Raw genomic sequence first — 22,874 nt, 5'->3', positions numbered from 1 at the left:
CCGGCGGTGGTCGGGGCGATTGTGTGCGGGCCGCCGCCCGCTCGGATACCGGTGTGGCCGTCTCGTTCCGGTATCACACGGATCCGACGGTACCGCCTCGGGTGGTCCGTCCAGGCGTTGTTCTCCTCTCAAGGCAATACGCCCAGGTCAAGAAGAGGGGTAGCACCGGCACAACCTGTGCCTCCTCGGTAAGGGCGAGGTTGCCCCGTCCGGAGGAGGCCGCCGGGGTAGAGCTCGGGGCGCTGCCGACGTCACCAGCGCGCCAAGTCCGGCATGTGGGCGTTGGAGGCGATCAGGGCTGGCCCGTTGAAAGCCCGCGCACGAACTGATCCAGGAGAACACGAGGGCCGACCTCGCTCCCACCGGCCCGCTGGAGGCCGAGGGCAGCTCCAAGCGGTACGACACCAACGATGCCCTCTGTGCCAGGCCCAAAGGGGCGCAAGAGGCTAGGCTTAATTAATAGGACAAGCAGGGCGAGAGCAGGCGGCAGCCATCCCTCAGTGGGACGCGACCCCCATGAGGGTGCCCACATGATCTGCTTCTGGCGCCGGTTCCACCCACACCCTCACCTGCGTAAACCCGGCCTCTCGGAGAAGGCGCTCCCATCCGTGGGACTGGGCCGCCCACTGGTGCAGCCACACACGCCGGCCCCGGAATCCGCCCCCGTACATCCCTTGAGGTCCCGAGGAGCCCGGAACCGGCTCAGCGTGGGAGAACACCAACCGGCCGCTGGGAGTCAGCCGTTCGTGCACCAGCGGCAGCAGGTCGCGGGGATCGGAGAACCAAACCGCGCCCCAGACCGAGTAGATCGCATCCCATGTCTGGTCGGTGCCGCGCAGGAACTCCAGGACGTCGCCCTGGTGGAACTGCGCACCGAGCGGCTCCCATCGCTCCCGTGCCTGCTCCACCTGGAGGGGAGAGACGTCGATGCCCTCGGCCTTGACCCCTGCGCGGGCCAGGGCGGCGACCTCGATGCCGCGCCCGCATCCCAGTTCCAGGGCCGTGGCGGGTTCGCCGAGGAGCTCACGGCCGGGCCCGTGGCTCTCCCACTGGGTCCATCCGAATGCCGCATCGAGGTCGGGTTCGGCGGTGACTCCGCCGGCGTAGCGGTCCCAGTACTCGGTGATGGTGGAGGTCGGGTTGGCCATGGGGTCCCCTGTGCTCGTGGTGGCAGGACCCGGATCACGGTAGCGCGGGTCGGTGTCGGGGCGCAGGCGAACATGACGAAGAGCCACCACGGGTCAACCCGGGGTAGCCCTTCGTTTCAGGGGATCAGTGGCAGTTGCTCCCAGGGTGGCACGGCGAGCCCAGGGCCGCGTCGCGATCCCACAGCGGCCAGTCGATGGCGAACCCGGTGGCCTCCGCGAGACTGAAGCGGGTGGGCTCGCCCGGCTGGGCCACAGCGATGGCGGTGCACGCACGCGCCGAGGCTGCTCAGCACCAAGCTCAGGACGCAGTCGGCCTCGCTGAGAACCTGTTGGAGGCGGTCCCCTTCAATGCGCTGCGCGTCAACACCGTGACACGGCTGCGGGACCTGGTGGGTGACCTGTCGGGCCAATCGGCGGCGCGCGGTCTAGAGGAGCGCGTCAGGGCGCTGGGGTAGTCGATTCTGCTGCCAGAGTTGTTGGCGCCAGCTCCGCAGTGAGAACTTGGCGCTGAGGATGCCCAAGAGCGCCCGTTTGTTGGTGGCGCTCTCAGGATGGCCCATCGACGCTAGAAAGGGCTCCTGATGGAGGATGAGCAGGACGTGCGGGCACTGGACTACCTGTATGAGATGGGACTGCTGAAGCGGTACAAGCGCACTGGGTGGGTGGTCGCCGGTGTCGCTGCTCCGGAGTCGATCGCGGACCACTCGCACCGGACGGCCGTCGTCGCCGCGATCGTGGCTGAGTTGGAGGGAGCTGACCCTCAGCGGGCGGCCTTCCTGGCGTTGTTCCATGACACCCAGGAGACGCGCCTGACCGATATCCCCTACATCGGCAAGCGCTATCTGAAGGCCGCACCCAACGCTGAAGTGACTGCTGACCAGACCACGGGAATGCCGGAGGGGTTGGCGGGATTGATCGGGGGAGCGGAGTCGGAGTACGAGGCCCGGGAATCCAGCGAAGCCGTGTGTGCTCGGGACGCCGACAAGCTGGAATGCCTCCTCCAAGCCGTGGAGTACCGGGAACAGGGGACGAACACGCAGGCGTGGGTCGAAACCTCACTCGCAGCGTTGAAGACCCCGTCCGCTCAGCGGTTGGCCAAGCTCGCCCTGGAACGCAACCCGTTGGCATGGATGCACGAAGCCCGTGACTCCAAACCCCCGAAGTAGCCGGAAACGAGTTCGAGACTCCGCATCGACCAGCGTGCGCACACCCTCTCCCCAGCGCGTGTGATCAGACAGACACCGTGAGCTCGAGTAAGCGGGACCAGCCAATACGTGCCTCCACCGATGCTTCTTGAAGGCAGGGCTGTTGGCTGAGCTGGATAGGAGCAGTATCCCTGAAGCCATCCGCTGGGTGTCCTATGAGGCCTTCACCAGACCGCTCGACCTTCTCGGGCTCGCGTGACCAGTGCTGATGCCGACCTCCCTCGACTTTGAAACAGCCCTGCCGGCCCCAGGGGCGTGATTCGGGCCTCCGGTGGTCTCGGGCTCGCGTTGAGGGCTGCACAGAGTAACCGAAGAAGTCGCATGTGTGTTCATAATTCTGGGCGCATCAAATCCTCTAGTAAAGGTCTTTAAGGAGGCCTGGAGAGGGCTGTAGCCTTTGTGGCTGCGGAGTCAGGTCCCCCTCCTGGTTCTCCCCCCCTGTAGAAGGATTTTAAGTGAGTGACACAGCCCGAGTTTTGATGAATAAGTTGAACCTGGCGAAGGAAAGAAAGTCTGGCCCCTCTGAAAAAGACTTTCAATCATCGGTTGGATTTCTGTGGTCGGTGGGGCAGAAAGTAACGCAAGGGAAGGTCGCGCCGTCGCGATCTGAAGCCTCAGATGACCTCTCTTCGATCTTGGCTACATTTAATATTTCTTCTGATGGGAAGAAGGGGGCAGATAGGGCAATCGATAGACTCCTGGAGGTGGGTTTGTGGGATGTGGCTACGCACCCGAACACCTCCGGTGGTCCTGTCGAGGTAGTGCAGCTAGCGCCGGAATATTCAGACTTTATTGACACCGAGCCTCAGTGGGCTGCATCTGTGGTGAGTGCAGTACTAACGAGGTTCTTTCCGGGGCCCTCTAAAGAATTTCTTGACAATATTGGCCTTGAGGGGTTCGCGCGCGGACGCCTCTACTCATCCTTGCTTCCGCAAACTGGAGAGTGGTTTTCCAAGAGGCTTGGAATTTCCGCGGAGTATGGAGGGGATTGGGTGCGGGGAATTGTGCGCTTTGAGGATGGCTACGTATCGGCCTTCTCGAAAACCTCGAGCCCGTACGCAGATAAAGTTATTCAGAGTACTGGGTGGATTGCCTATGTGGGGGATGGGCTCTATGGTGACCAGAATCTTATTTCTGGAAACTGGAAGATGGCAGAATGTCAGGATCAGCGCATTCCTGTGCGCTTCTGGCGGGGGGATGATAAGAGGGGGTACAGGTTCGAGACCTGGGCAGTCATCGTTCAGCGTCGGCGTCAGTGGGGAATTGATAAATATGATAATGAGCGAAAGGAGTATGTCTGGGTGCTTGCTCCTGTTCCGTCACCTGATGTAGAGAGTTGGCCCATTTCTATTCGGGATGCCTTGGATGATGACATGGCCAAGTTCTACGATGAAACTCGGGAATTGGTGGGCGAAGATGTAGAGGGCTTTGTTCAGGATGAATTGGAAGTGGGTCTCAGAGGATTGGTGGAGAGCTACGCGTGCCTTAACTCTCGCGCCAGCGAGGCCGAAATGGTGAGGAGGGCGACTTCAACGACAAGGAAAATTCAGGATTACTTCAGGTCGCCCTCCGCTCGTAAGGCTGTTATGCAGAGAAGTGGGGGTCGATGCGAGAGCCCCGAATGTCTTGGCCACCCTTACGAGCGCTCGGTCAATGGTGATCCGATGCTTGAGGTCGATCACGTTCGTGATCTTGCTCAAGGGGGCAAGGACGTTCCGGTCAACATGATTGCGCTATGTCCAAACTGTCACGCCCTGAAAACCAGGGGTGAGAATAAAGATGAGTTGCGAAAGGCGCTTGTCAAAGCGGCGCGGGACAAGCATCAAAAATTGATCTCAGGCTGAATGGTGTTATCGAATGCGTAGTCGGGTGAAGGTCGGTATGAGTCGTCCTTCCCTGTTTATGCAGTGATTTGGTGGGCGTGGAGATGCGTGAAGAGTCCTCTGCTGCGTGCAGAGGGCGTCTTCCTGCTCCTATGCTTCCGCTGCGCGGAGGAACGCCACCCACTCCGACGCGGTGAACGGCAGGTGTTCGCGGTCGGGGTGCTGGGAGTAGCGGATGACTGCGCCGCCGTGTGTCAGGGAAGGCGACGCGGTCGCTGCGGTCGCTGTAGCTGGACTTGCGGAAGGTCAGTTCGCTCATGCGGACCACCTGCCCAGGTGTGGACGCTTCGTAGTAACCGGCTGCGGCCAATGGCCTCGTCCTACCTCGAGCGGCCTTTTCAACGGAGACCCTGGATGGGGTAGCGGGGTTCACGGATGACCGTAGAGGAGCCCTGCCGATGACGAGGGCTCCTCCTTTGTTGGGTCTATGCGTCTGCCTGAACGGTGTCGAGTAGTACGCGCCACTCCATCGATCCGAAGGAGAGGTGTCCGGCCTCGCGGCTCTGGGCGTCACGGACAGCGGAGAGACCTGGAACGTTCGCCACCTCTACGCAGTTGTCGCTGTGCGCCATGGAGCGTGACTGACGGAACCCACGGGCCCACGGCACCGGCCGGTCTGGCCGACCATCGGGAACTGGGCGGCCCACGGTGGCTACGGGCCCAATCGAGCTTTCGGGGTCCGCATGGACCGCGTGCCCCGTTCGACACGTGTGGTGCGAACGAGGTGCGCCCAGCGTGTCCGGCTGCTACGCCTTCCAGCCCGAGGACCTCGCCCGCCTGGCCGAAGTCGCCCTGCACCAGTTCGTCCAGAACCTGCTCGCACGTGATCCAGCTCGCCCGCAATGTGCGTACTGGGGAGGCGATGTGAATGAACGCTTCCATCCCTCCCACGAACCCGAGCCCGGATCCGGATACGGCTTCGGGGCCGGAAACGACCTCGGATACGGCCTCGCGCCCTGACTCAGAATCCGACCCGGACCTGGCCCGCCTCCGGTGCACCTACGGCCACCACTGGTGCATCTGGCGCACCCCCAACTGGTGGATGGCCACTGCACGCATCAACGGCGTTACTCCAACCCTTATGGAACGCACGCCCGACGGCCTCGAACGACGGCTACGCAATCCTGGCCGCCAGATTCGGCGGCCCCATCGCAACCTGACGCTTCAGGCCGGACTCAGAGCCGCCTCGGGTCCGCTTGAGGTAACCCGCACACGGCAGTCGCACGGCAGACGTCAGGACGCCGATCCGCCTGCCAGAACCCGGAGCCGGGCCCGAGCCCCAAGACCGACGCGGCCGGGCAACACACCCCCATCTCCTCAGACACCCGGGCCCCCACCCGGCCGCGCCACTACGCCACAGCCACAGAGCGAGGAGTGCCCATGGTCCGCACCTACAGCGCCAACGACCCTGTTGCCGATTTGCCCCTAACCTCCGACGAACAGGAGGTCGCCGACGAGGTCGACCGCATTCGTGAGCTGAACCGGAAGAACGCGCAGCAGATGAGCGATGGCTCGATCGGCAGCGGAGAGTAGGCCGTCGGGGTTGGACGCCTGGCCCCGGGCCTCAGTATCAGAGTCAGGAGCGGGCGGAGCCCGAGGAACCTGGGGAGGTCGATCGTGGGGCCCGCGGGGCCTGCGGAGCCCTCCACGCGAACACAGGCGCGTGCTCGGAGCGCACACCCATCCCGATGAGGAACGCGGGCACGCGCGTCAGCGCGGGGAACCGCCGCAGCAACCCCACCACCGGCTTGGGCGGGCCCGCCCGCCGGCCGGCGAGGATCGGCGTGACGACATTCCGGTGGATGAGACGTTGCAACGTCTGCACCACCACCGTGGGCAGTAGCCGGCGCCGACGCACCCGCGCCAGCTCCGCCGGGGTCGGCCCGTCCTTGCGCAGCGGGCCGGCGAGCAGGGTCGCTGCACCCACGGCGTCCTGCACTGCGAGGTTGATGCCCACGCCACCCACGGGCGACATCGCGTGGGCGGCGTCGCCGATGCACAGCAACCCGTCGGTGTGCCAACGGCGCAGGCGGTCCACGCGCACGTCGAGGTGTTTCACCTCGTCCATGGACCCCAGCGCCTCGGCGCGTTCGGCGAACTCGGGCGCGAGTTCGGCGATGTCCTCACGGAAGGCGGCGATTCCGCGCTCACGCAACTGGGCGTCGGTTCCCTTGCGGCCGATGTAGGCGATCTGCAGGTAACCCTCGCGGGGGAAGACGACCATGAAGCGTCCCTCACCCGCACGGGGAGCGAGCGCGAACTCCTGCGGGGCCGATCCGGGCAGGCGGAACCACCAAGCATCGATCTCCGCCGGGAACTCTCTGCGCTGCAACCCGCTCAGGTCCCGCAGCAGCGAACCGCGTCCGTCGCACGCCAGGGTGAGCCGTGCGCGGGTTTCCCCGGGACCGTCGGGGCCTTCGTGGCAGACCCCCACCACACGCCCGTCCTCCCACAGCAGGTCGGTGACACGGGTGTTCATACGCAGGGTGAAGGTGGGTTCCTCGTGGGCGGAGTCGGAGAGCAGGTCGAGCAGATCCCACTGCGGCACCATCGCGATGTAGCCGCGGGAGGTACGCAGCCGGCGGAAGTCCGCGATGGTCACCGAGTGCTCGCCGACGGGGAAGGCCACCCGTTCCAAGCGGCTCTGCGGCAACGCATCGAAGCGCGCTCCCAGACCGAGCTCGTCGAGCAGGCGGAGCGTGGAGGGGTGCACGGTGTCGCCGCGGAAGTCGCGGAGGAAGTCGGCGTGCTTCTCCAGGACGGTGACCTCGACGCCGGCCCGCGCGAGCAGGAGTCCGGCGATCATCCCGGCGGGACCACCGCCCACGATCAGACAGGTGGTGTCGGTACTCATCGTTGCTCCTTCGCGGGCTTCTCGAATTCACCGGGACCAGGCATCGGACAGACACTGGGGGCCATGTTGCTGTTCTTCCCCGATGCGTCGAACATGCACCGGTACCGTGGTGGCAAAGGTCGGCGCGCCGGGCAGGACCACCGGTGTCGGAGGTATGGGCAGGCCGGGCCACGGGACGGACCGTCCACGGGAAGCATCAGCGCGGACGGCTCACCTGGCGGGGAGCACAGGCACACCTCAACCGGTACCGGCTCTTGCACCGGGTACTCCGCACAGGGTCGAACACGTGCGGTCCCTGGGATCGCCCCGGCACGGGACGCCCGAGATGCCTGGGCCGCCAGGACCCGGCTGCCCGTCACCGACCCCGACCGACCGCGAGCGAAGGGACAGGCCGTGCGTGCCAACCGGATTCCGACCGAGGAGATCAAACGCGAACCGGCGGCGTTCGACGACCGGGTCACGGCCGACGGCCGCTACGGCCGGACGGCGGAGCCCGGTCGCTACCGCCTGATCATCAACCGCGCCTGCCCCTGGGCGCACCGCACGGTCATCACCCGCCGGCTCATGGGGCTGGAGGACACGGTCTCCCTTGCCGTCACCGACCCCAGGCAGGAGATCATCGACGGCGACCCGCACTGGGTGTTCACCGAGGAGACCGGCAGCCCCGGCGACCGCGACCCTGTGCTGGGCATCCACGCGCTGCGCGAGGCCTACCTGGCGCGCGATCCCGACTACGACGGCGGCGTGAGCGTACCCGGGCTGGTGGACATCCCCAGCGGCCACCTGGTCACCAACGACTACGACCGCTTGGCCCTGGACATGGCCACCGAATGGGACGGGCTCACCCGCGAGGGCGCCCCGGACCTGTACCCGGAGCCGCTGCGCGAGGAGATCGAGGAGATCGGCGCGGGGGTCTACCAGGACGTCAACAACGGGGTCTACCGCTCCGGGTTCGCCCCCGACCAGCGCAGCTACGACCGGGCGGTGTCCGCGCTCTTCGCGCGCCTGGACGAGCTGGAGGAACGCCTGACCGACCGGCGCTACCTGGCCGGAGACCACATCACGATGGCCGACATCCGGCTGTTCGTGACCCTGGTGCGCTTCGACGCCGCCTACCACGGCCACTTCAAGTGCAACATCCGCAAGCTCATCGAGTACCCGGCGCTGTGGGCCTACGCGCGGGACCTGTTCCAGACACCGGGGTTCGGCGACACCACCCAGCTCGACCACATCCGTGTGCATTACTACTGGGTGCACGAGGGCATCAACCCGACGCGGATCGTCGCGGCGGGCCCGGACCCGCGCCAGTGGTTGATCCCGCACGGACGTGAGGCGCTGGGCGGGTCCCCGTTCGGCGGCGGCACCGCGCCGGGTCCGGTGCCGGTGGGGGAGCGGGTGCCGGAACCGGGGGAGTACCGATCCTGAGCCCCGCGGACCTCGTGCCGCCCGCAGCCTTCAGCGGCGACCGCGCACTCCGGTGCCTGGCAGACCCTCGGATCAGCCCTCTGGACGAGGGCGGGACGTACGTTCCCAGAGGCGGGTGAGAAGCTCGTCCCAGGTGCGGGCCTCGGTCAGGCCGGCAGCGGAGGCGACCCAGTAGGACTGGGTGGCCTCCCCGAAGAAGATGATCAGGCCCCGGTGGCGGGCCTGGAGCATGGCCGCCCTGGTGTGCTCGGTGGAGAACTCGGCGCGGTGCCCGCCGAGCCGGGGCAGGGACTGGGCCCGGTGGGTGCGGCAGGTGCTGTGCGCACACGTGGGACACGAGGTACCGGGGAGGTCGCCGGGCTGCGCGGGACGGGGCGTGGTGTGAGCCGACTGCGCGGTGCGGGGCTGAGGGATAGGATGCATGGTCGATCCTGCTTTCTATGTCTTTGGTGAGGCTTGGGATTCAGGGTTTGTGTGGGGCTCAGGAGACGTTGCCGCGTCTTCTGAGCCCTCTTTCATGCGTGCAGCCGTGTGCGATCGCTCTGGACCTGGCTGGTCAGGCCGGGCCGGTCACGCCTGGCTCCACGGGTTCTCGTCGAGGTCCTGGTCCAGGAAGAACCAGACCTTGCGCAACCCCGGATGGGCGTTGTCGCCCCACGAAGTCGCCAGCATGTCGACCAACGCCAGCCCGCGCCCCGACTCACACCCCACGCGCGTGCCCCCGGACTCGGGCTCCAGCCGGCCCCACCGTTGCGGGGTGATGCTGCCCCGGTCGGCACAGGTCAGGTGCAACCCCCGTACGGAACGGCGGACCTGGAGCGTGAAACTGCCGCCCGGTCGGCTGGAACGGCTGTGCTGGATCGCGTTGGCGGCCAGCTCACTGCCCAACAGGGTGAACAGGTAGCGGTAGTCGCCGGAGTAGGTCACCGCGCAGGTGTCCAGGAACGCCCGGACCAGCGGCAGGAGCGTCGGGATTCCGGGGAAGCTGTACTGGCGGTGCCGGTAGTACGGGCGGTCGCGGCGCCCGGAGAAGTAGTGGGCGTGGTGCGGACGGATGAAGCTGGACAGCGGAACGGTGACCTCGCTCCGGGCGAGCTCGGACGCGAATGCGGACATTGACGGACACACTCCTCGGCATAGCAATGCACGGACAGGGGTGATGGCGGGGTGCCCGTTGGAGAGATTCACGGTTGACGTGACGCGCGGAACGGGCAGGACATAGCGTGACCTGCGGAAAGCTACTGCTTCCACTGAGCCATCAACTACATACTCATAGTGAATCAGGGATTCCCTGGAGTCAAGCTAAACAGGGATTCCCTTGTTCTTTGCTAGGTTGCCCCCATGAAGCCAACCCTCAGTCCCACCATTCGACGCAGGCGCCTCGCGCGTATTCTTCGTGACCTTCGGGAGGAAACAGGACAAACTCTCGAAATCGTCGCTCAGCGGACAGGTGTTCCCAAGACGACCATTGGGCGGTTGGAAACAGCCGAGTTGAAGCGCATCAGATCTGGACAGCTCGATGAGCTGGCCCGGGTGTACGGGGTCAGCGAAGAAGCTTGGAAGAGCCTGCACCAACTGGCCAAGGATGCCAACGAGCGTGGCTGGTGGTCGAAGTACAAAGACGTGTTCAGATCCAGTGGCCTACCGTCCTTCGAGATAGAGGCTTCTTACATTCGTACGTACGAAGCCCAAGTCATTCCTGGCCTGCTACAAACACCTCAGTACACACGCGCTGTGTTCACAGGAACTATGTCTGTCCCGCCGGAGAACGTCCAGCGCTATGTCGACGGCAGGCGACAACGACAGGAGATCTTGGACCGTCTCTACCCACCTGAGTACGTCGCGGTGATTGATGAAGCTGCCCTTCGCAGGCCCGCTGGGAGCTGGGAGGACCTGACAGAGCAACTGCGTCACCTGACGCAGATGGCTCAGCGTCCGCGCGTGACCATCCACGTCTTGCCGTTCTCGGCAGGCATGCATGGTGCCAACCTGGGCGGATTTCAAATCATGGATTTCCCGGAGCCGACAGACCCGACCATCGCCTACGTGGAGAATCCCACCTCCATCCTGTTCCTTGAAGAGGAAGATGAGATCCGCCGCTATGATGCCATGTGGCGCGAAGCCCACAGCGCATCTCTGACTGCCGCCCAGTCCGTGGACTTCCTCCATGGCATGATCACATCATTAGAAGGTGAAGCATGACGGAATTGATCTTCCACAAGAGCAGTTACAGCGGAGCAAGTGAGAACTGCGTGGAAGTAGCCCAGATCCCGATCGCGTTTCGGGAGAGCAGCTACAGCGGCGAGACCGGTGGCAACTGCGTGGAGGTCGGCGCGCTCCCCTGTGGCGCTGCCATGCGCGACTCCAAGCAACCCGATGCGGGTCACCTCCCCTTCCCCGCCTCCGAGTGGACCGGATTCCTCTCCGCCGCGCTCCGCTGAGCCAGACCACCGGTGCCCGTTCACGGCCATACGCCTGGCCGGGCAGGAGGGCCCACAGGGCGTCCGGTGCTGTCGGCGATCCGAGTGTGTAACGCTCCCAGGCCGGCGCCTCGTCGGCATACTCGGTGATCTGGCAGACGCAATCCCACGCAAAGGCATTGGTCCGGAGCCCGGCACCGGCTTCCATGGGTCTTGCGGGCCATTCGGTAGATCAGAACCCTGCGGCCCGGGTCCACCCCCCCGTATCGATGAGGAGGCCGATATGAACGACGACGGCAATAACTGATCCCACGGACACGACGACGGCGGGGCGCCCCTCGGGCCGCCCCGCCCCCTACGTGTGGGGATAGGTCGCTGGTTCAGGGGAAGGCCTTTCTGATGCGTTCGGCCACCTCTGTGAGCCAGATGTCGCCGGCACGGGTGTGGTCGTGCGACGACAGGTAGCCCTGGTACCGGGCGAAGTAGCCCTCGACGGGGGAGGCCAGCTCGTGCCAATCCTCGCCGGTATTGCCCACGGTCCCGTGCATGGGAAAGAGCTTGGCGTGGGCGTGGTCGACCCCGTAACCCTCGTACATGATTCCGGTGCGGGCCACGTCGTCGAAGGCAGAGTCCAACCGGCAGGCCACCTCACGGGCTGCCAAATGCAACGCTGTGTACTCCGACGGCTCCATCTCGACCACGTAGCTTGGGCGATGTGCCTTGGGGATGACCACGGAGAAGCCTTCGGTGTTGGGAAAGATCGACAGGAACGCCAGGTGATCGGTGTCTTCCCAGATGCGGTGGGCGGGCGCGTCTTCGGAGATGATCCGGCAGAAGACGCACGCCGGGTCGCGGTCGGTGCTCATCGGCTTCCTTCGCTCTGTGGGGACGGGATGAGGCTGGCGCAGGTGTCGCAGGCGGGGTCGCGCTGGACGCTCTGTTGGTCGAGAGTCAGATCGTGCGACCACACCCCTACACGGCGGTTGAGTGAGGCGGGGGTTCCGAAACGGCCCAGGTGACGCAACACGTCCAACGCAGCCAGGGATGAAGCCAGCATGTTGACCGGCCCGTTGGAGGGCGCCTGGTATCGCCCGTTGACTCGCGCGATGAGGGCGGCCACATCGGACTCGTCGTCCTCGGGAGGCCGTGCGGTGAGCGTGCGGCAGTCCCAGCACCCGGTGAATCCCGGGACCACCAGCGGGCCCCACACCGCGATGTCATTGACATAGCAGGCGTTCAACCACGCCGTTTCCGATGCGACACAGTGGGCGTTGACCATCTTCGTCAAACCGGGGGAGTCTGCTGAGACCACGAGGAGGTCACTCTCGGGCAGGTGCTCCAAGTCTGTTGAGGCCGCCACGTCGTGTGCGACAGGGTGCGCTCCGCAGGAGGGGTTACGTCGCCGCAGTTCTCGGGACAGTGCTTCGGCCTTGGGCAGACCGACGTCGGACTCGGTGAACAGGAACTGACGGGTCAGGTTGCTCAGCTCCACGTGGTCGCTGTCCACCAGGGTCAGTTCACCGACCCCGGCCGTGGCCAGAGTTACCGCCATCAAGCTACCGATCCCACCGCAGCCGAGCAGAACGACGTGGGATTCGCTCAGGCGGCGTTGTACGCGTTCGGCGTCGGCGCCTGAGAGTTCGTAGAACAGCGCGTGCCTGCTGTAGCGGTCGGCTCGGTCGTATGTGTGCGTGGGGATCAGGCAGTTTCCGCTTTCGAGTAGCAGCATGGCGGCCTCGGCTGTCGTGGCGTCCACACCATGGGATGCTCGCAAATGGTCCGAGGCTTCGCGGCGGGTGCGCGGTTCGAGGAAGTGGTCCGCCAGACGCAGCAGTGGCTCCCACAGAGAACGGTTGCGCACGGGCTGGCGTATCGAACCGAAACCGAGAAACAGGGTCGCATCCTGGACCCCGACGCGCACGTAGGGCGCGAGTATGTGAGGAGCCTCGTCGTGCATGGCATCAGAGTGCATGGCCGGTACCGCCTGGGCGTCCGAGAACAGGGAACGGCGCGAGCGTAGACCGCAAGGGTGAGTCGAACTCGGGGTATTGCGCCAGATTGCATCTGCAGGACCTCTCGGACCCTGCCGTGACGGTTCGGTCCGAGAGATACTCGTGGCGCACCCCCTGAATTGAGGAGGACCATGAAACTCCGCAAGCTCGGCACCACATCCCAAAACGGTGGCTGCCCCACGTTGTACGAGACAGACACTGGTGACATCGTGGTGCAAGGTGACAAGCTGACCGATCCCGAAGCCCGGCAGCAGCTGAGCGACGTGCTCGCCGGCGAGGAGTTCGTCGTCGTCCCCCGTGCCCTGCTCACACGTTTCGCCCCCGAGGAATGACATGCCCGAGATCGTCAGCGGAGGGGATTTCACCGATCTCTTCCGCCGCTACCGCTACACCGCCTGGCGCCTGGAGACACGCACGCACTATGGAAAAGCGGACGAGGACCAACCGTTCCAGGAATGGCTCTCCGGTAAGGACCCCGATATGGAATGGTTCAGGCCGTGGCTGCAGATGATGCGGGAGGAGCTGGGCACCGGTAAGCGCATGGAACGGGTCCGTCTCATCGACGATCCGCCCTCGGACTATCTGCGCTGGGAGCTGTGGGGTACGCCCTACAATCTCGGTGTCGGTGAGGACATCCGGTATCTGCCGCGTACCCACCCAATCGTGGCGGAGCTTCCCGACCACGACTTCTGGGTCTTCGACAGCCGCACGGTGGCCCGTTTGGAGTTCGAGGACGACCGTTTTCTCGGTGCCACCCTGACCGAGGATCCTGGGCAGGTGCTGACGGCTCTCCAAGCACGGGACGCGGCCTGGCACCATGCGCTGACCTTCACCGAGTACATGGCTACTCGCGCTCTATGACCGACTACCAGACAGCCCGGGTCTCCCTCGGAGTGCGCTTGCGCGAGCTTCGGGAGGAGTCCGGGCTCTCAGGGCGTGAACTGGCCGCCAGGGCGGCATGGCACCCGTCCAAGGTCTCACGTCTGGAACATGGCAAACAGACCGCGAGCACAGAGGACCTGCGCTCATGGGCACTATTGTGCGGGCGTCGGGAAGCCGCCGGGGGATTGGTCGCCCAACTTCGGTCTCTTGAAACCCATTATGCGAGTTGGCGGCGTCAGCTTTCGGCTGGACACGAAGCACGGCAGCAGTCCTATTTTCCGCTGGATGAGCAGACACAAAGTTTTCAGATATTCGAATCCGCTTGTGTCCCGGGGTTCCTGCAGACCGCCGAATATGCACGGTTCATGTTTCGGCGGGGAGCGCGGCTGCACCGTGTGCCCGATGACGGACAACGTGCGGTGAACGCCAGGGTCGAGCGCCAGCGTGTGCTCGAGGCGCCCGGAAAGTCGTTCCACATCCTCATGTGGGAACCGGCTCTGAGGCTCCGCCTGGCGCCTGACACGGTGATGGCCGCTCAGCTCGAACGCATCAGCACAGTTCTCAGATCGGGCAAGGCCGAGATCGGGGTCGTCCCGATGCGGTGCAGTACGGACGTGGTGCCGTCCCATGGCTTTTGGATCTTCGACGACGATCGGGTCCTGGTGGAGACCATTGGCGCTGAACTTTGCCTGACCGAGGACGGCGCAGTCGAACCGTACCGACGCGTGTTCTCGGCTCTGTCCCGCTCTGCGGTACGTGGACAGGCCGCGCTCGAACTGGTGGAGCGCGCCCGCCGCGAACTCACCGGACCCGACGGGTCCTGATCCCCGGTGGGCTCACCGGAACAGAGACCGACCGTATTCCCCGAGACGTCCAGGTCGCTGCCGACGTGGTCGCCGTGACCGTCGCCGAGTTCATCCCGCGCGACTTCCTCCAATCCCAGCAGGTCGTAAGCGGGTTCCCGCTCATCGGTCGCTGCGCTGATGGCTGGAGCGGGGCCCGAACCCGTGGTCCACGTGCGCCCGTCCCGATCCGGCGGCACGGTTTCCGGTGACTCGCCTTCGCGGTGGCGAGGCAAGACCGTGGGCAACCCCTGCTCCGCAACGGCCGGCGTGCCCGGCCGTCACCTGGTTGGGCACGGGGAGCCGGGGATCGTCACCGTCTCGATCATGGCCACATCGGGCCGCATGCGACCATCCGCGCGATACGTGAAATATCGGGTACAGAGCTCCGGACGCGGTGTCGCGGCAAGTTCCGTACCAGATGACCATCGAGGACGGTTGGGTTTCCCCGGGGGTATTTTCACCGAACCCGCCCGCCCCGCGGTCGAGTGCGGAATCAACCGCCTCAAGAGGCACCGCGCTCTCACCACGCGATACGACAAGCCGGCGGTGCGCTACGAGGCGACCGTCCTTGTCGCTGCCATCAACGAGTGGCTGTGGCGTACTGGTCCGACGACAGTTCGAACACCCGCACTCGACGACCACAGCTGGGATCGACGGTCTCACGGACCGGATGCATCCCCAGTTTCGTGATGATTCGTTCGGAGGCGCCGTTGCCTGTCTGGGCGATGCTGACGATCCGGTCCAGCCCGCGATCCTCGAACCCGAACCGCACTGCAGCCGCAGCAGCCTCCGTGGCCAGGCCCTGCCCCCAGTAGGAACGTCCCAGCCGCCAGCCGACCTCGACCGCGGGCAGCAGCTCCGGCATGAAATCGGGGACCGAGAGACCGGTGAACCCGGCCAGTTGGCCAGTGGAGCGGATCTCCACGGCGAACAGGCCGAAGCCCTGCCTGTCCCACGCGCGCTCCATCGCCTCGATTCCGCGGTGAGTCTGCTGTTGGTCACGGACACTGCCGTCACCGATCCACCGCATGACCTCTGGATCCGCATTGACAGCAGCCATGGGCCCGGCGTCCTCCGCGCGCCAGCGACGCAGGACCAAGCGGGGAGTCTCAAGTATGGCCATCCGAGCATTCTGGTTCACAGACATACTCCGCACCTTCCTTGCCTGGCACTTCCGATACACGGCTCAGGGCGGTATGGCCCCGGCCAAGCTGTCACTCCGGAGCATGGCAAACAATCCGCGCGCATGGAGGACCTGCGCCCATGGGCGCTGTTGTGCGGGTGTCGGGGTATACGCTGATCTGCTACCTGAGACCCACCGAACGAGGTGGTCTCGAGGGAGCAGCGGACGTGTCAGGGCTTAGAACTCCTAACGAAATGATNGGCCGAAGCCGCGGGCAGCCCCGAACGGTGGGACAAGCTCAGATACAGACCACGATCTTCCCCCGCGTGTGTCCCCGCTCGGCGTATGCGTGCGCTTCCGCGGTCCGTTCGAGCGGGTAGGTCCGCTCGATGCGCGGTGTGTAGCGGGCTTGTCGGCCGAGTTCGCCCGCTTCGGCGAGGAGCGTGGAGTCGTTCTCCGCGTTGGCCAGATGCACACCCAGGCGCTGCGCGTTGGCGTAGTCGGCGATCGTCGACACGCGGGCAGGGTCGCCCACGATCGCAATGAGATCGGCCAGGGATCCGGAGGCCGCAGTGTCGAGCGCGATGTCGACACCGTCCGGAGCCAGGGCGGCGAGGCGTTCCGCGAGGCCGGTGCCGTAGGTGGTGGGAACGGCTCCGAGAGAGGTAAGGAACTCGTGATTGCGCTCGCTGGCCGTCCCGATCACGATGGCGCCCTGAGCCACCGCGATCTCGACCGCAGCACTGCCCACGCCTCCGGCGGCGCCCTCGATGAGCAGAGTGCGCCCCCGCAGGGGACCGAGCGCCTTCAGCCCGCCCATCGCGGTCACGGATCCCAGACCGGCGCCGGCGGCCTCCTCGTCGGTCCACGCGGCGGGCGCGTGGGCCCAGGCCGAGAGTACGGCCAGCTCCGCCGTCGCGCCGGTGACGCCGCCCAGCCCGAAGACACGGTCGCCGATGCTCACGCCCTGCACGCCCTCACCGGTCTCGTCGACCACGCCGACGGCATCACGCCCAGGAACCGCGGGCAGGTCCACGGGGAGCACCTCGTGCACCGCACCGGAACGCACCTTCCAGTCGACGGGATTGACGCCGGCCGCCGCAACGCGGATGCGGATTTCGCCGGCCCCGGGACGCGGCTCCGGCACCTGTTCGACCATGAGAGTCTCTACACCGCCGTACTCGTGATAACGGACTGCGCGCATGACGTTCTGCCTTTCCAACACGGCCTGCACCGGCCGTCCCTGAGATCAGTGGGATGAATGTTCGGCGAGTGCCGACGCCCGCTACGCTAGAACCTGACGTTGACGTCAGGTGCAAGTCGGGCGGGCCGCCCGACAGAGGAGGACCGGTGCGCATCGGTGAGGTCGCCGAGAAGGCAGGAGTGAGCGTCCGGGCGCTGCGCTATTACGAGGAACAGGGTCTGCTCCAGGCGGGCCGCAGCCCCGGCGGCCAGCGGCATTACCCCGACACTGCCGTCGGCCGAGTCCGGCTGATCCAACAGCTGTATGCCGCGGGCCTCCCGAGCAGAGTGGTCCGCAAGGTGCTGCCGTGCGTGGACTCGGGTGAAGAAAAAGCGCCCCCGGAACTCCTGGACCAGATGGCGGTCGAGCGTGTCCGCGTCGATCAGCGGATCACCGACCTGCTCGCTGTGCGCGACCAGCTCGACGACGTGATCGCCATCGCGCGGGACCCTGATTCCGACTGCTCCCACGTGGAGTGAAGGCTACTGCCGCAATGGCTTCAGACGTCGCCAGCAGATGAGTGCGCATCCGAGGGTGAGGAAGGCTTCGTGGATGCCGTCGCGTATCTCCCAGCGGATGCGCAGGCGGCGGAACCAGTGCGGGTGGGCGAACGCGCGCTCGACGGTCCAGCGTTGGGTGCCGAGGCCGGAGCCGTGCTCGGTGCCGCGGCGGGCGATCAGCGGCTTCACACCGAGGTCCCAGACCAGGCGGCGGTACTTGCCGTGGTCATAGCCGCGGTCGGCCAGCACCACGTCCGGACGGCTTCGGGGCCGGCCGCGCTTGCCCCGCACCGGCGGCACGGCTTGAAGGAGTGGGATCAGTTGGGTGACGTCGTTGCGGTTGCCGCCGGTCAGGGTGGCGGCGAGCGGGATTGCCGGTGGTCTCGGTGATCAAATGGTGCTTGCTGCCGGTTCTGCCCCGGTCGACGGGGCTTCGTCCGGCCTTGGTTTCCCCTTTAACGCCCGGATGTGCGAGCCGTCGACGGCCGCCCGGGAGAAGCCCAGGGCATTCGCGCCGCGCAGCTCGGCCAGCAAGACCTCGTGGAACCGGGGCCACACCCCGGCCCCGGTCCACTCGGCCAGGCGGCGCCAGCAGGTCATACCCGAGCCGAAGCCGAGTTCCTGCGGCAGATGCTCCCAGGCGATCCCGGTGTGCAGCGCGAACAAGACGCCCTGGAACACCAGCCGGTCCGGATGCCGCTTGCGTCCTGGATGCCGAAGCCGACGCTCCACCTCGGGCAGCAGCGGCCCGAGTACCGCCCACAGCTCGTCATCGACTTCCCACGGTTTCGGCCGCGCCACCCCGCACCCCCGGATCATCGGTCCTGGAGTGATCCAACCACCTCGAAGATCATTTCGTTAGGAGTTCTTACGGCCCACGCCGCAGAAGTCGTCGACCTCGACGACCTCGCCCACCTCGACGCCGTCGGGACGCCAGCGACTCACGGACACCACGCCCGGATCCAGCAGTTCGAGCCCATCGAAGAATTTCGCGATCTTCTCCGGTGTTCGGTTCACGCGAGGGTTCTGTCCGCTCTCGTTCCAGCTCCGCGTCATCTCCTCCATCGTCTCGGGATGAATGACATTGGTGTCGTCGTACAGAACGAGATAACTCCCCGAAGGCAGAGCCGCCACGAGCTTTCGAACGAGGGAACAGGCCTCCTCGTCATCAGGGATGTGGCCGACGATGCCCATGAGCATCAGGGCGATGGGCTGCTCGAAGTCCAGGGTTTTGGCGGCCTGGTCCAGGATGAGGTCCGGTTCGCGCAGGTCCGCGTCGATGTAATCGGTGGCACCTTCGGCCGTGCCGACGAGCAGGGCGCGGGCATGGGCCAGGAGGAGGGGATCGTGGTCGGAGTAGACGATGCGCGAATCGGGGGCGATCGCCTGGGCCACCTCGTGTGTGTTGTTCACGGTGGGCAGACCGGTGCCGACATCGAGGAACTGGCGTATTCCCACGTCGCGGGTCAGATGGGTGACCGCGCGCACGAGGAAAGCGCGGGCGGCTACCGCGATCTCCACGATGTGGGGGTTCGTTCTGCGGATCTGATCGCCCACCGCACGATCGGACGGATAATTGTCTTTTCCGCCCAGCCAGTAATTCCAGACACGAGCCGATTGAGGGACGGATGTGTCCAGTTGGCTCTGGGAGGGCTTGTCGTGCGGGCTGTTGTCCGTCATGAGGGCCTAACAGTCAACGGTGAGGGGGTGGCAGTTTAGTTGATCCATTCCGTGAAGCAGCAGATCCTCCTGGCCTCCGCGAAGTTCCGACTCGGCCATGGTTCAGGCGCGCCCTGGAGGACGTGCGCGCCGCCCGCGCCGAACTGCTGCATCGGGCCCTGGAAGCAGTGGGGAGCAGCACCTGTCCGCGGCCACGGAAGTGCTCTCCCGGGTCGCCGAACACCTGCGCGAACGCGGGCCCGACCCCGGGCCCGCCGACACCCCCCCCGCGACCGACGACGCCTCCGAGAGCCGTGGCGGCTGAGCAGCCTTTGCACCGGCGTCGCGATCCTCACTCCGAGCCCGAGCCCGCCCCTGGCCCCACGACGCATAGGCTCGGGGAGCAGGGACCCGGTCCCCACCCATACCCCGCCGCCCCGGCCGGCACGAGCACGGTCCGGGGACGAGCGAGGCGAGACACGTCCCGCGGCCCCAGGCCGGGAGCCTTCTGGAGGAGCACGTTGAACGAGGGCTGGTTCGAGCGGCGCACACACCATTGGACGGAGTGGACGCCGCAACGTCTGGTCGAGCTCAAGAGGGAGACCGGCACCACCGTCAGCCTGGTCGTCCCGGCCCGCAACGAGGAAGCCACCGTCGGCCGGATCGTCTCCAGGGTCCGGGAAGAGCTGCTCGAGCGGGTCCCCCTCATCGACGAGCTCGTGGTCATGGACTCCGACTCCACCGACGCCACCGCACGTGAGGCCGCCGACGCCGGCGCCCGTGTGCACCGCACCGTCGACGTCCGCCCCGACCTGGGCCACCACCACGGCAAGGGCGAGGCGCTGTGGAAAGCGCAGTTCGTCACCGGCGGCGACATACTGCTCTTCCTCGACGCCGACCTCGTGGAGTGGGACACCCACTTCGTGTCCGGGCTGCTGGGCCCGCTCCTGCAGGAATCCGGCGTCGAGCTGGTCAAGGCCTTCTACGACCGGGTCCTGGACCGGGAGGACGCCCGTCCCACCCACGAGGGCGGCCGGGTCACCGAACTCGTCGCCCGGCCCACGCTCGCGCTGCGCTGGCCCGCTCTGTCCGGCGTCGTGCAGCCCCTGTCGGGGGAGTGGGCGATCCGCCGCTGCCTGCTGCGCGAACTCCCCGTGCCCACGGGCTACGGCGTGGAGCTGGCCACGCTCGTCGACACCCACCTGCGTCGCGGCGTGGACGCGATCGCCCAGGTCGGCATGGGCCGCCGCGCACACCACCACCAGAGCCTGCACGGGCTCGGCGCCATGGCCACCGAACTGCTCGCGGTCGCCGACCGCCGGGCGGGTGCGGAGCCGGGCACCGATGCCGTGGAACTGCACCAGTACGGGACCGGGGGCAAGACGATGACGACCGAGGTCGGGCTCGTGGAACGAGGGCCGGCGAGCCGGGTGGGTCCGCCACCGGCCGGGCCGGAGGGCCCGCGCGCCCGAGAGGCGGCCGGACAGTGCTGAGACTGCGCGGACGCGAGTACGACGCCGACACCGCCCTGGTCATGGCGATCGTCAACCGCACCACCGACTCCTTCTACGACAAGGGCGCCACCTGGGACGACGGTCCCGCCTTCGAACGGGTGCGCCAGGTCGTGGACGAGGGCGCCGACATCGTCGACATCGGCGGTATCAAGGCCGCCCCGGGCGAGGAGATCGACGCCGAGGAGGAGAAACGCCGTGTCGTGGACTTCGTCGCGGCGGTGCGCGCGGAATTCCCCGACCTGGTCATCAGCGTGGACACCTGGCGCGCGGCGGTCGGCGCGGCGGTCTGTGAGGCCGGCGCCGATGTGCTCAACGACGCCTGGGGCGGGTTCGACCCCGGTCTGGCCGAGGTCGCGGCCCAGTACGGGGCGGCCCTGGTGTGCACCCACACCGGCGGGGTCACCCCGCGCACGCGCCCGCACCGGGTCGCCTACGACGACGTGGTGCGCGACGCGATCGATTCGACCGTGGCCCAGGCCGACCGTGCGGTGGCCCTGGGCGTGGACCCGGCCTCGGCGATCATCGACCCGGCGCACGATTTCGGCAAGAACACCTGGCACTCACTGGAACTGACCCGGCGCCTGGACGAGATGGTCGCGACCGGACGTCCGGTCCTGGTGTCGCTGTCCAACAAGGACTTCGTCGGCGAGAGCCTCGACATGCCGGTGGGTGAGCGCCTGACCGGGACCCTGGCGGCCACGGCGGTCTCGGCCTGGCACGGAGCGCAGGTCTACCGGGTGCACGAGGCCGCCCAGACCCGGCAGGTCCTGGACATGGTCGCGAGCATCCGGGGTGTGCGTGCCCCGGCCCGCACCGTCCGGGGGCTGGCCTGAACCGGGGTACCGGTTCCGTACGATCACGGCCGGGCCGGGCACTGGCCCAGGCACGGGAGCGCACTCCGGAGCGGGACCGTCGTTGCTCACACAGTTGGTCGAACAGACCGAGGCCGTAGGGAAGGGACGCTGATGATCGTCGCCGCCGCAGTGTGCCCGCACCCGCCGCTGTTGCTGCGGGAACTGACCGGGGCACAGGACGTGGCCGCCCCCTTGCGCGAGGCCTGCCACGGCGCGCTGGCCGAACTCGCCGTGGCCGCGCCCGAGCGTGTGGTCGTCGTCGGGGGAGCCGGGAGCACCGCCGAACACACCGACGCGCCCGTGCCCGCGCGCGCCCACGGCGGTCACGGGCCCCGGGTGGCGCAAGGCGGGGCGCTCCCGCTGAGCCTGGGTGTGGCGCGCCGGCTCCTGGAGGAGACCGGGTCCGCCCTGCCCGTGGAACTGCGCTCCGTCGCCCACGACGCCGGCGACGCCGAGATCGCGGCCCTGGCCGGTGGGATCGCCGGGCGCCGGGAGCGTGTGGGGCTGCTGATCATGGGTGACGGTAGTGCCCGGCGCAGCGCCAAGGCCCCCGGTCACCTGGACGAGCGCGTGTTCGCCTTCGACGAGACCGTGCACCGGGCCCTGTCGGAGGGCGACACGGGGGCGCTGGCCGGTCTGGATTCCGTCCTGGCCGCCGAACTCATGGCCGCGGGCCGGGCCGCCTGGCAGGTCATGGCCGCCGCGGTCGACCTGGAAGGCAGCGCTGTCCGGGCCGAGCTCCGTTACGCCGACGACCCGTTCGGGGTCCTGTACCTGGTGGGGGTGTGGACGTGCGGGTCCTGATGAACGAGGCCGCCGACGGTCCCGGCCCGGGGGAGCCGGTCGACGGCGCGGGGCTGGAACGCCTCTACGCCTACCCCGACACCACCGCGCGTCCTTGGGTGCGCGCCAACATGGTCGCGACCCTGGACGGAGGCGCGGCCGGCAACGACGGGCGCACCGCCTCCATCAACACCGACGCCGACAACCGGGTCTACACGCTCCTGCGCGATTTGGCCGACGTGATCCTCGTGGGCGCGGGCACCGCCCGCGTCGAGGGGTACCGGCGTGCGGCCCGGCGCAGCGACGGTCTGGCCGAGCGGGCCCTGGCGGAGGGCCGCAGCGCTCACCCCGCGCTGGCCGTGGTCAGCCGGAGCGGGGGCGTTCCGCCGATCCTGGCCGAGGAGGTGCCCGACCGGGGGCCGGTCTTCTTGGTCACCTGCGAGGCGGCGGGGAAGGGGCCCTTGCGGCGCGCCCGCGACGTGTTGGGCGCCGAGAGGGTGCTGATCGTCGGCGAGGACGAGGTG

At 66.9% G+C, this 22,874-nt stretch carries 27 protein-coding genes and 1 pseudogene; 16 read left to right on the top strand and 12 right to left on the bottom strand.

Annotation, left to right across the window (positions count from 1 at the left end; all coding sequences use genetic code 11):
* Positions 1-497 precede the first annotated feature (497 nt).
* Positions 498-1,148 carry a class I SAM-dependent methyltransferase gene (locus D473_RS0108540; RefSeq protein ID WP_017608658.1) on the bottom strand — a complete coding sequence of 217 codons (651 nt, stop codon included), beginning with the start codon at positions 1,146-1,148 and terminating at the stop codon, positions 498-500.
* Positions 1,149-1,354: 206 nt separating this feature from the next.
* Here D473_RS0108540 and D473_RS0108530 point away from each other — a divergent pair, with 206 nt between their 5' ends.
* The 3 genes from D473_RS0108530 (at position 1,355) to D473_RS26455 (ending at position 4,197) form a co-directional block, all read left to right on the top strand.
* Positions 1,355-1,603 (top strand): hypothetical protein, encoded by a 249-nt coding sequence (locus D473_RS0108530; RefSeq protein ID WP_161626411.1) that lies wholly within the window; start codon positions 1,355-1,357, stop codon positions 1,601-1,603.
* 126 nt (positions 1,604-1,729) lie between these two features.
* A complete protein-coding gene (locus D473_RS0108525) occupies positions 1,730-2,314 on the top strand; it encodes an HD domain-containing protein (RefSeq protein ID WP_017608655.1) in 585 nt (194 codons plus the stop codon).
* A 494-nt stretch (positions 2,315-2,808) separates the two neighbouring features.
* Positions 2,809-4,197 (top strand): HNH endonuclease, encoded by a 1,389-nt coding sequence (locus D473_RS26455; RefSeq protein WP_152436794.1) that lies wholly within the window; start codon positions 2,809-2,811, stop codon positions 4,195-4,197.
* A gap of 129 nt (positions 4,198-4,326) precedes the next feature.
* Here D473_RS26455 and D473_RS28055 read toward each other — a convergent pair whose 3' ends face one another.
* Together D473_RS28055 and D473_RS26445 are read right to left on the bottom strand one after the other, a co-directional pair.
* Positions 4,327-4,413 (bottom strand): DUF397 domain-containing protein, encoded by an 87-nt coding sequence (locus D473_RS28055; RefSeq protein ID WP_241474739.1) that lies wholly within the window; start codon positions 4,411-4,413, stop codon positions 4,327-4,329.
* Positions 4,414-4,661: 248 nt separating this feature from the next.
* Positions 4,662-4,808, bottom strand: coding sequence for a DUF397 domain-containing protein (locus D473_RS26445; RefSeq protein ID WP_083917937.1), 147 nt, complete (start codon positions 4,806-4,808; stop codon positions 4,662-4,664).
* 163 nt (positions 4,809-4,971) lie between these two features.
* On the opposite strand from D473_RS26445, the gene D473_RS27440 reads away from it, so the two are divergent.
* Together D473_RS27440 and D473_RS27640 are read left to right on the top strand one after the other, a co-directional pair.
* Complete coding sequence (locus D473_RS27440) at positions 4,972-5,196, top strand: hypothetical protein (protein ID WP_017608654.1); 225 nt, start codon at positions 4,972-4,974, stop codon at positions 5,194-5,196.
* 420 nt (positions 5,197-5,616) lie between these two features.
* Complete coding sequence (locus tag D473_RS27640; RefSeq protein ID WP_017608653.1) at positions 5,617-5,769, top strand: hypothetical protein; 153 nt, start codon at positions 5,617-5,619, stop codon at positions 5,767-5,769.
* Between the two features lie 43 nt (positions 5,770-5,812).
* On the opposite strand, the gene D473_RS0108505 is transcribed toward D473_RS27640, so the two are convergent.
* Positions 5,813-7,090 carry an FAD-dependent oxidoreductase gene (locus tag D473_RS0108505; protein WP_017608652.1) on the bottom strand — a complete coding sequence of 426 codons (1,278 nt, stop codon included), beginning with the start codon at positions 7,088-7,090 and terminating at the stop codon, positions 5,813-5,815.
* Between the two features lie 393 nt (positions 7,091-7,483).
* Here D473_RS0108505 and D473_RS0108500 point away from each other — a divergent pair, with 393 nt between their 5' ends.
* Entirely contained in the window at positions 7,484-8,515 is a 1,032-nt protein-coding gene (locus D473_RS0108500) for a glutathione S-transferase family protein (RefSeq protein ID WP_017608651.1), read from the top strand.
* Between the two features lie 72 nt (positions 8,516-8,587).
* Here the strand turns inward: D473_RS0108500 and D473_RS0108495 are convergent, their stop codons facing one another.
* A complete protein-coding gene (locus D473_RS0108495; RefSeq protein WP_026126747.1) occupies positions 8,588-8,938 on the bottom strand; it encodes a hypothetical protein in 351 nt (116 codons plus the stop codon).
* 147 nt (positions 8,939-9,085) lie between these two features.
* A complete protein-coding gene (locus D473_RS0108490) occupies positions 9,086-9,631 on the bottom strand; it encodes an ATP-binding protein (protein ID WP_026126746.1) in 546 nt (181 codons plus the stop codon).
* Positions 9,632-9,856: 225 nt separating this feature from the next.
* Here D473_RS0108490 and D473_RS0108485 point away from each other — a divergent pair, with 225 nt between their 5' ends.
* On the top strand, positions 9,857-10,717 hold the full coding sequence (locus D473_RS0108485) for a helix-turn-helix domain-containing protein (RefSeq protein ID WP_083917935.1): 861 nt from the start codon (positions 9,857-9,859) through the stop codon (positions 10,715-10,717).
* Complete coding sequence (locus D473_RS0108480; RefSeq protein ID WP_026126744.1) at positions 10,714-10,956, top strand: DUF397 domain-containing protein; 243 nt, start codon at positions 10,714-10,716, stop codon at positions 10,954-10,956. The genes D473_RS0108485 and D473_RS0108480 overlap by 4 nt, the downstream gene beginning before the upstream one ends.
* A gap of 359 nt (positions 10,957-11,315) precedes the next feature.
* On the opposite strand, the gene D473_RS0108475 is transcribed toward D473_RS0108480, so the two are convergent.
* Both D473_RS0108475 and D473_RS0108470 read right to left on the bottom strand, forming a co-directional pair.
* Positions 11,316-11,801, bottom strand: a complete 486-nt coding sequence (locus D473_RS0108475; RefSeq protein ID WP_017608647.1) for an HIT family protein — start codon at positions 11,799-11,801, stop codon at positions 11,316-11,318.
* Complete coding sequence (locus tag D473_RS0108470; protein ID WP_017608646.1) at positions 11,798-12,892, bottom strand: TOMM precursor leader peptide-binding protein; 1,095 nt, start codon at positions 12,890-12,892, stop codon at positions 11,798-11,800. The genes D473_RS0108475 and D473_RS0108470 overlap by 4 nt, the downstream gene beginning before the upstream one ends.
* A gap of 186 nt (positions 12,893-13,078) precedes the next feature.
* Here D473_RS0108470 and D473_RS0108465 point away from each other — a divergent pair, with 186 nt between their 5' ends.
* From D473_RS0108465 to D473_RS0108455, 3 genes are read left to right on the top strand one after another with little or no spacing between them, the layout of a single operon-like run.
* Complete coding sequence (locus tag D473_RS0108465) at positions 13,079-13,279, top strand: hypothetical protein (protein WP_017608645.1); 201 nt, start codon at positions 13,079-13,081, stop codon at positions 13,277-13,279.
* A gap of 1 nt (position 13,280) precedes the next feature.
* Positions 13,281-13,808 (top strand): DUF6879 family protein, encoded by a 528-nt coding sequence (locus D473_RS0108460; RefSeq protein ID WP_017608644.1) that lies wholly within the window; start codon positions 13,281-13,283, stop codon positions 13,806-13,808.
* Positions 13,805-14,653 (top strand): helix-turn-helix domain-containing protein, encoded by an 849-nt coding sequence (locus D473_RS0108455; protein ID WP_026126742.1) that lies wholly within the window; start codon positions 13,805-13,807, stop codon positions 14,651-14,653. Before D473_RS0108460 ends, D473_RS0108455 begins: the two co-directional genes overlap by 4 nt.
* Positions 14,654-15,254: 601 nt before the next feature.
* On the opposite strand, the gene D473_RS0108450 is transcribed toward D473_RS0108455, so the two are convergent.
* Together D473_RS0108450 and D473_RS0108445 are read right to left on the bottom strand one after the other, a co-directional pair.
* A complete protein-coding gene (locus D473_RS0108450; protein ID WP_033353013.1) occupies positions 15,255-15,797 on the bottom strand; it encodes a GNAT family N-acetyltransferase in 543 nt (180 codons plus the stop codon).
* Between the two features lie 298 nt (positions 15,798-16,095).
* Complete coding sequence (locus D473_RS0108445; protein WP_026126740.1) at positions 16,096-17,001, bottom strand: NADP-dependent oxidoreductase; 906 nt, start codon at positions 16,999-17,001, stop codon at positions 16,096-16,098.
* 146 nt (positions 17,002-17,147) lie between these two features.
* On the opposite strand from D473_RS0108445, the gene D473_RS0108440 reads away from it, so the two are divergent.
* Positions 17,148-17,519: a MerR family transcriptional regulator gene (locus D473_RS0108440; protein ID WP_017608640.1), complete on the top strand. Its 372-nt coding sequence runs from the start codon at positions 17,148-17,150 to the stop codon at positions 17,517-17,519.
* 3 nt (positions 17,520-17,522) lie between these two features.
* Here the strand turns inward: D473_RS0108440 and D473_RS26430 are convergent.
* Both D473_RS26430 and D473_RS0108425 read right to left on the bottom strand, forming a co-directional pair.
* Positions 17,523-18,359: pseudogene (locus D473_RS26430) on the bottom strand (IS5 family transposase).
* A gap of 39 nt (positions 18,360-18,398) precedes the next feature.
* Positions 18,399-19,220 carry an SAM-dependent methyltransferase gene (locus tag D473_RS0108425; RefSeq protein WP_026126738.1) on the bottom strand — a complete coding sequence of 274 codons (822 nt, stop codon included), beginning with the start codon at positions 19,218-19,220 and terminating at the stop codon, positions 18,399-18,401.
* Between the two features lie 500 nt (positions 19,221-19,720).
* Between D473_RS0108425 and D473_RS0108415 the strand changes: the two genes are divergently transcribed.
* The 4 genes from D473_RS0108415 to D473_RS0108400 all read left to right on the top strand — a co-directional run.
* Entirely contained in the window at positions 19,721-20,692 is a 972-nt protein-coding gene (locus tag D473_RS0108415; protein WP_017608634.1) for a glucosyl-3-phosphoglycerate synthase, read from the top strand.
* Complete coding sequence (gene folP / locus D473_RS0108410; RefSeq protein ID WP_017608633.1) at positions 20,686-21,546, top strand: dihydropteroate synthase; 861 nt, start codon at positions 20,686-20,688, stop codon at positions 21,544-21,546. Before D473_RS0108415 ends, folP begins: the two co-directional genes overlap by 7 nt.
* 132 nt (positions 21,547-21,678) lie before the next feature.
* Positions 21,679-22,371, top strand: coding sequence for a class III extradiol ring-cleavage dioxygenase family protein (locus tag D473_RS0108405; RefSeq protein ID WP_017608632.1), 693 nt, complete (start codon positions 21,679-21,681; stop codon positions 22,369-22,371).
* Positions 22,359-22,874: dihydrofolate reductase family protein (locus D473_RS0108400; protein ID WP_026126737.1), on the top strand; the 516-nt coding region annotated here is incomplete at its 3' end. The genes D473_RS0108405 and D473_RS0108400, both read left to right, overlap by 13 nt.

The sequence above is a fragment of the Nocardiopsis xinjiangensis YIM 90004 genome, assembly GCF_000341145.1.
Classification (GTDB): Bacteria; Actinomycetota; Actinomycetes; order Streptosporangiales; family Streptosporangiaceae; genus Nocardiopsis; species Nocardiopsis xinjiangensis.
The sequence above is the reverse complement of the archived record's forward strand: the minus strand, read 5'-3'. Positions and strand labels throughout refer to the sequence as shown.

Bases quoted from the DNA above. Each gene is read 5' to 3' on its own strand.
- D473_RS0108540 (WP_017608658.1), bottom strand. From the start codon at position 1,148: ATGGCCAACCCGACCTCCACCATCACCGAGTACTGGGACCGCTACGCC.
- D473_RS0108525 (WP_017608655.1), top strand. From the start codon at position 1,730: ATGGAGGATGAGCAGGACGTGCGGGCACTGGACTACCTGTATGAGATG.
- D473_RS26445 (WP_083917937.1), bottom strand. From the start codon at position 4,808: ATGGCGCACAGCGACAACTGCGTAGAGGTGGCGAACGTTCCAGGTCTC.
- D473_RS27640 (WP_017608653.1), top strand. From the start codon at position 5,617: ATGGTCCGCACCTACAGCGCCAACGACCCTGTTGCCGATTTGCCCCTA.
- D473_RS0108505 (WP_017608652.1), bottom strand. From the start codon at position 7,090: ATGAGTACCGACACCACCTGTCTGATCGTGGGCGGTGGTCCCGCCGGG.
- D473_RS0108495 (WP_026126747.1), bottom strand. From the start codon at position 8,938: ATGCATCCTATCCCTCAGCCCCGCACCGCGCAGTCGGCTCACACCACG.
- D473_RS0108490 (WP_026126746.1), bottom strand. From the start codon at position 9,631: ATGTCCGCATTCGCGTCCGAGCTCGCCCGGAGCGAGGTCACCGTTCCG.
- D473_RS0108485 (WP_083917935.1), top strand. From the start codon at position 9,857: ATGAAGCCAACCCTCAGTCCCACCATTCGACGCAGGCGCCTCGCGCGT.
- D473_RS0108480 (WP_026126744.1), top strand. From the start codon at position 10,714: ATGACGGAATTGATCTTCCACAAGAGCAGTTACAGCGGAGCAAGTGAG.
- D473_RS0108475 (WP_017608647.1), bottom strand. From the start codon at position 11,801: ATGAGCACCGACCGCGACCCGGCGTGCGTCTTCTGCCGGATCATCTCC.
- D473_RS0108470 (WP_017608646.1), bottom strand. From the start codon at position 12,892: ATGCACGACGAGGCTCCTCACATACTCGCGCCCTACGTGCGCGTCGGG.
- D473_RS0108465 (WP_017608645.1), top strand. From the start codon at position 13,079: ATGAAACTCCGCAAGCTCGGCACCACATCCCAAAACGGTGGCTGCCCC.
- D473_RS0108460 (WP_017608644.1), top strand. From the start codon at position 13,281: ATGCCCGAGATCGTCAGCGGAGGGGATTTCACCGATCTCTTCCGCCGC.
- D473_RS0108455 (WP_026126742.1), top strand. From the start codon at position 13,805: ATGACCGACTACCAGACAGCCCGGGTCTCCCTCGGAGTGCGCTTGCGC.
- D473_RS0108450 (WP_033353013.1), bottom strand. From the start codon at position 15,797: ATGGCCATACTTGAGACTCCCCGCTTGGTCCTGCGTCGCTGGCGCGCG.
- D473_RS0108445 (WP_026126740.1), bottom strand. From the start codon at position 17,001: ATGCGCGCAGTCCGTTATCACGAGTACGGCGGTGTAGAGACTCTCATG.
- D473_RS0108425 (WP_026126738.1), bottom strand. From the start codon at position 19,220: ATGACGGACAACAGCCCGCACGACAAGCCCTCCCAGAGCCAACTGGAC.
- D473_RS0108405 (WP_017608632.1), top strand. From the start codon at position 21,679: ATGATCGTCGCCGCCGCAGTGTGCCCGCACCCGCCGCTGTTGCTGCGG.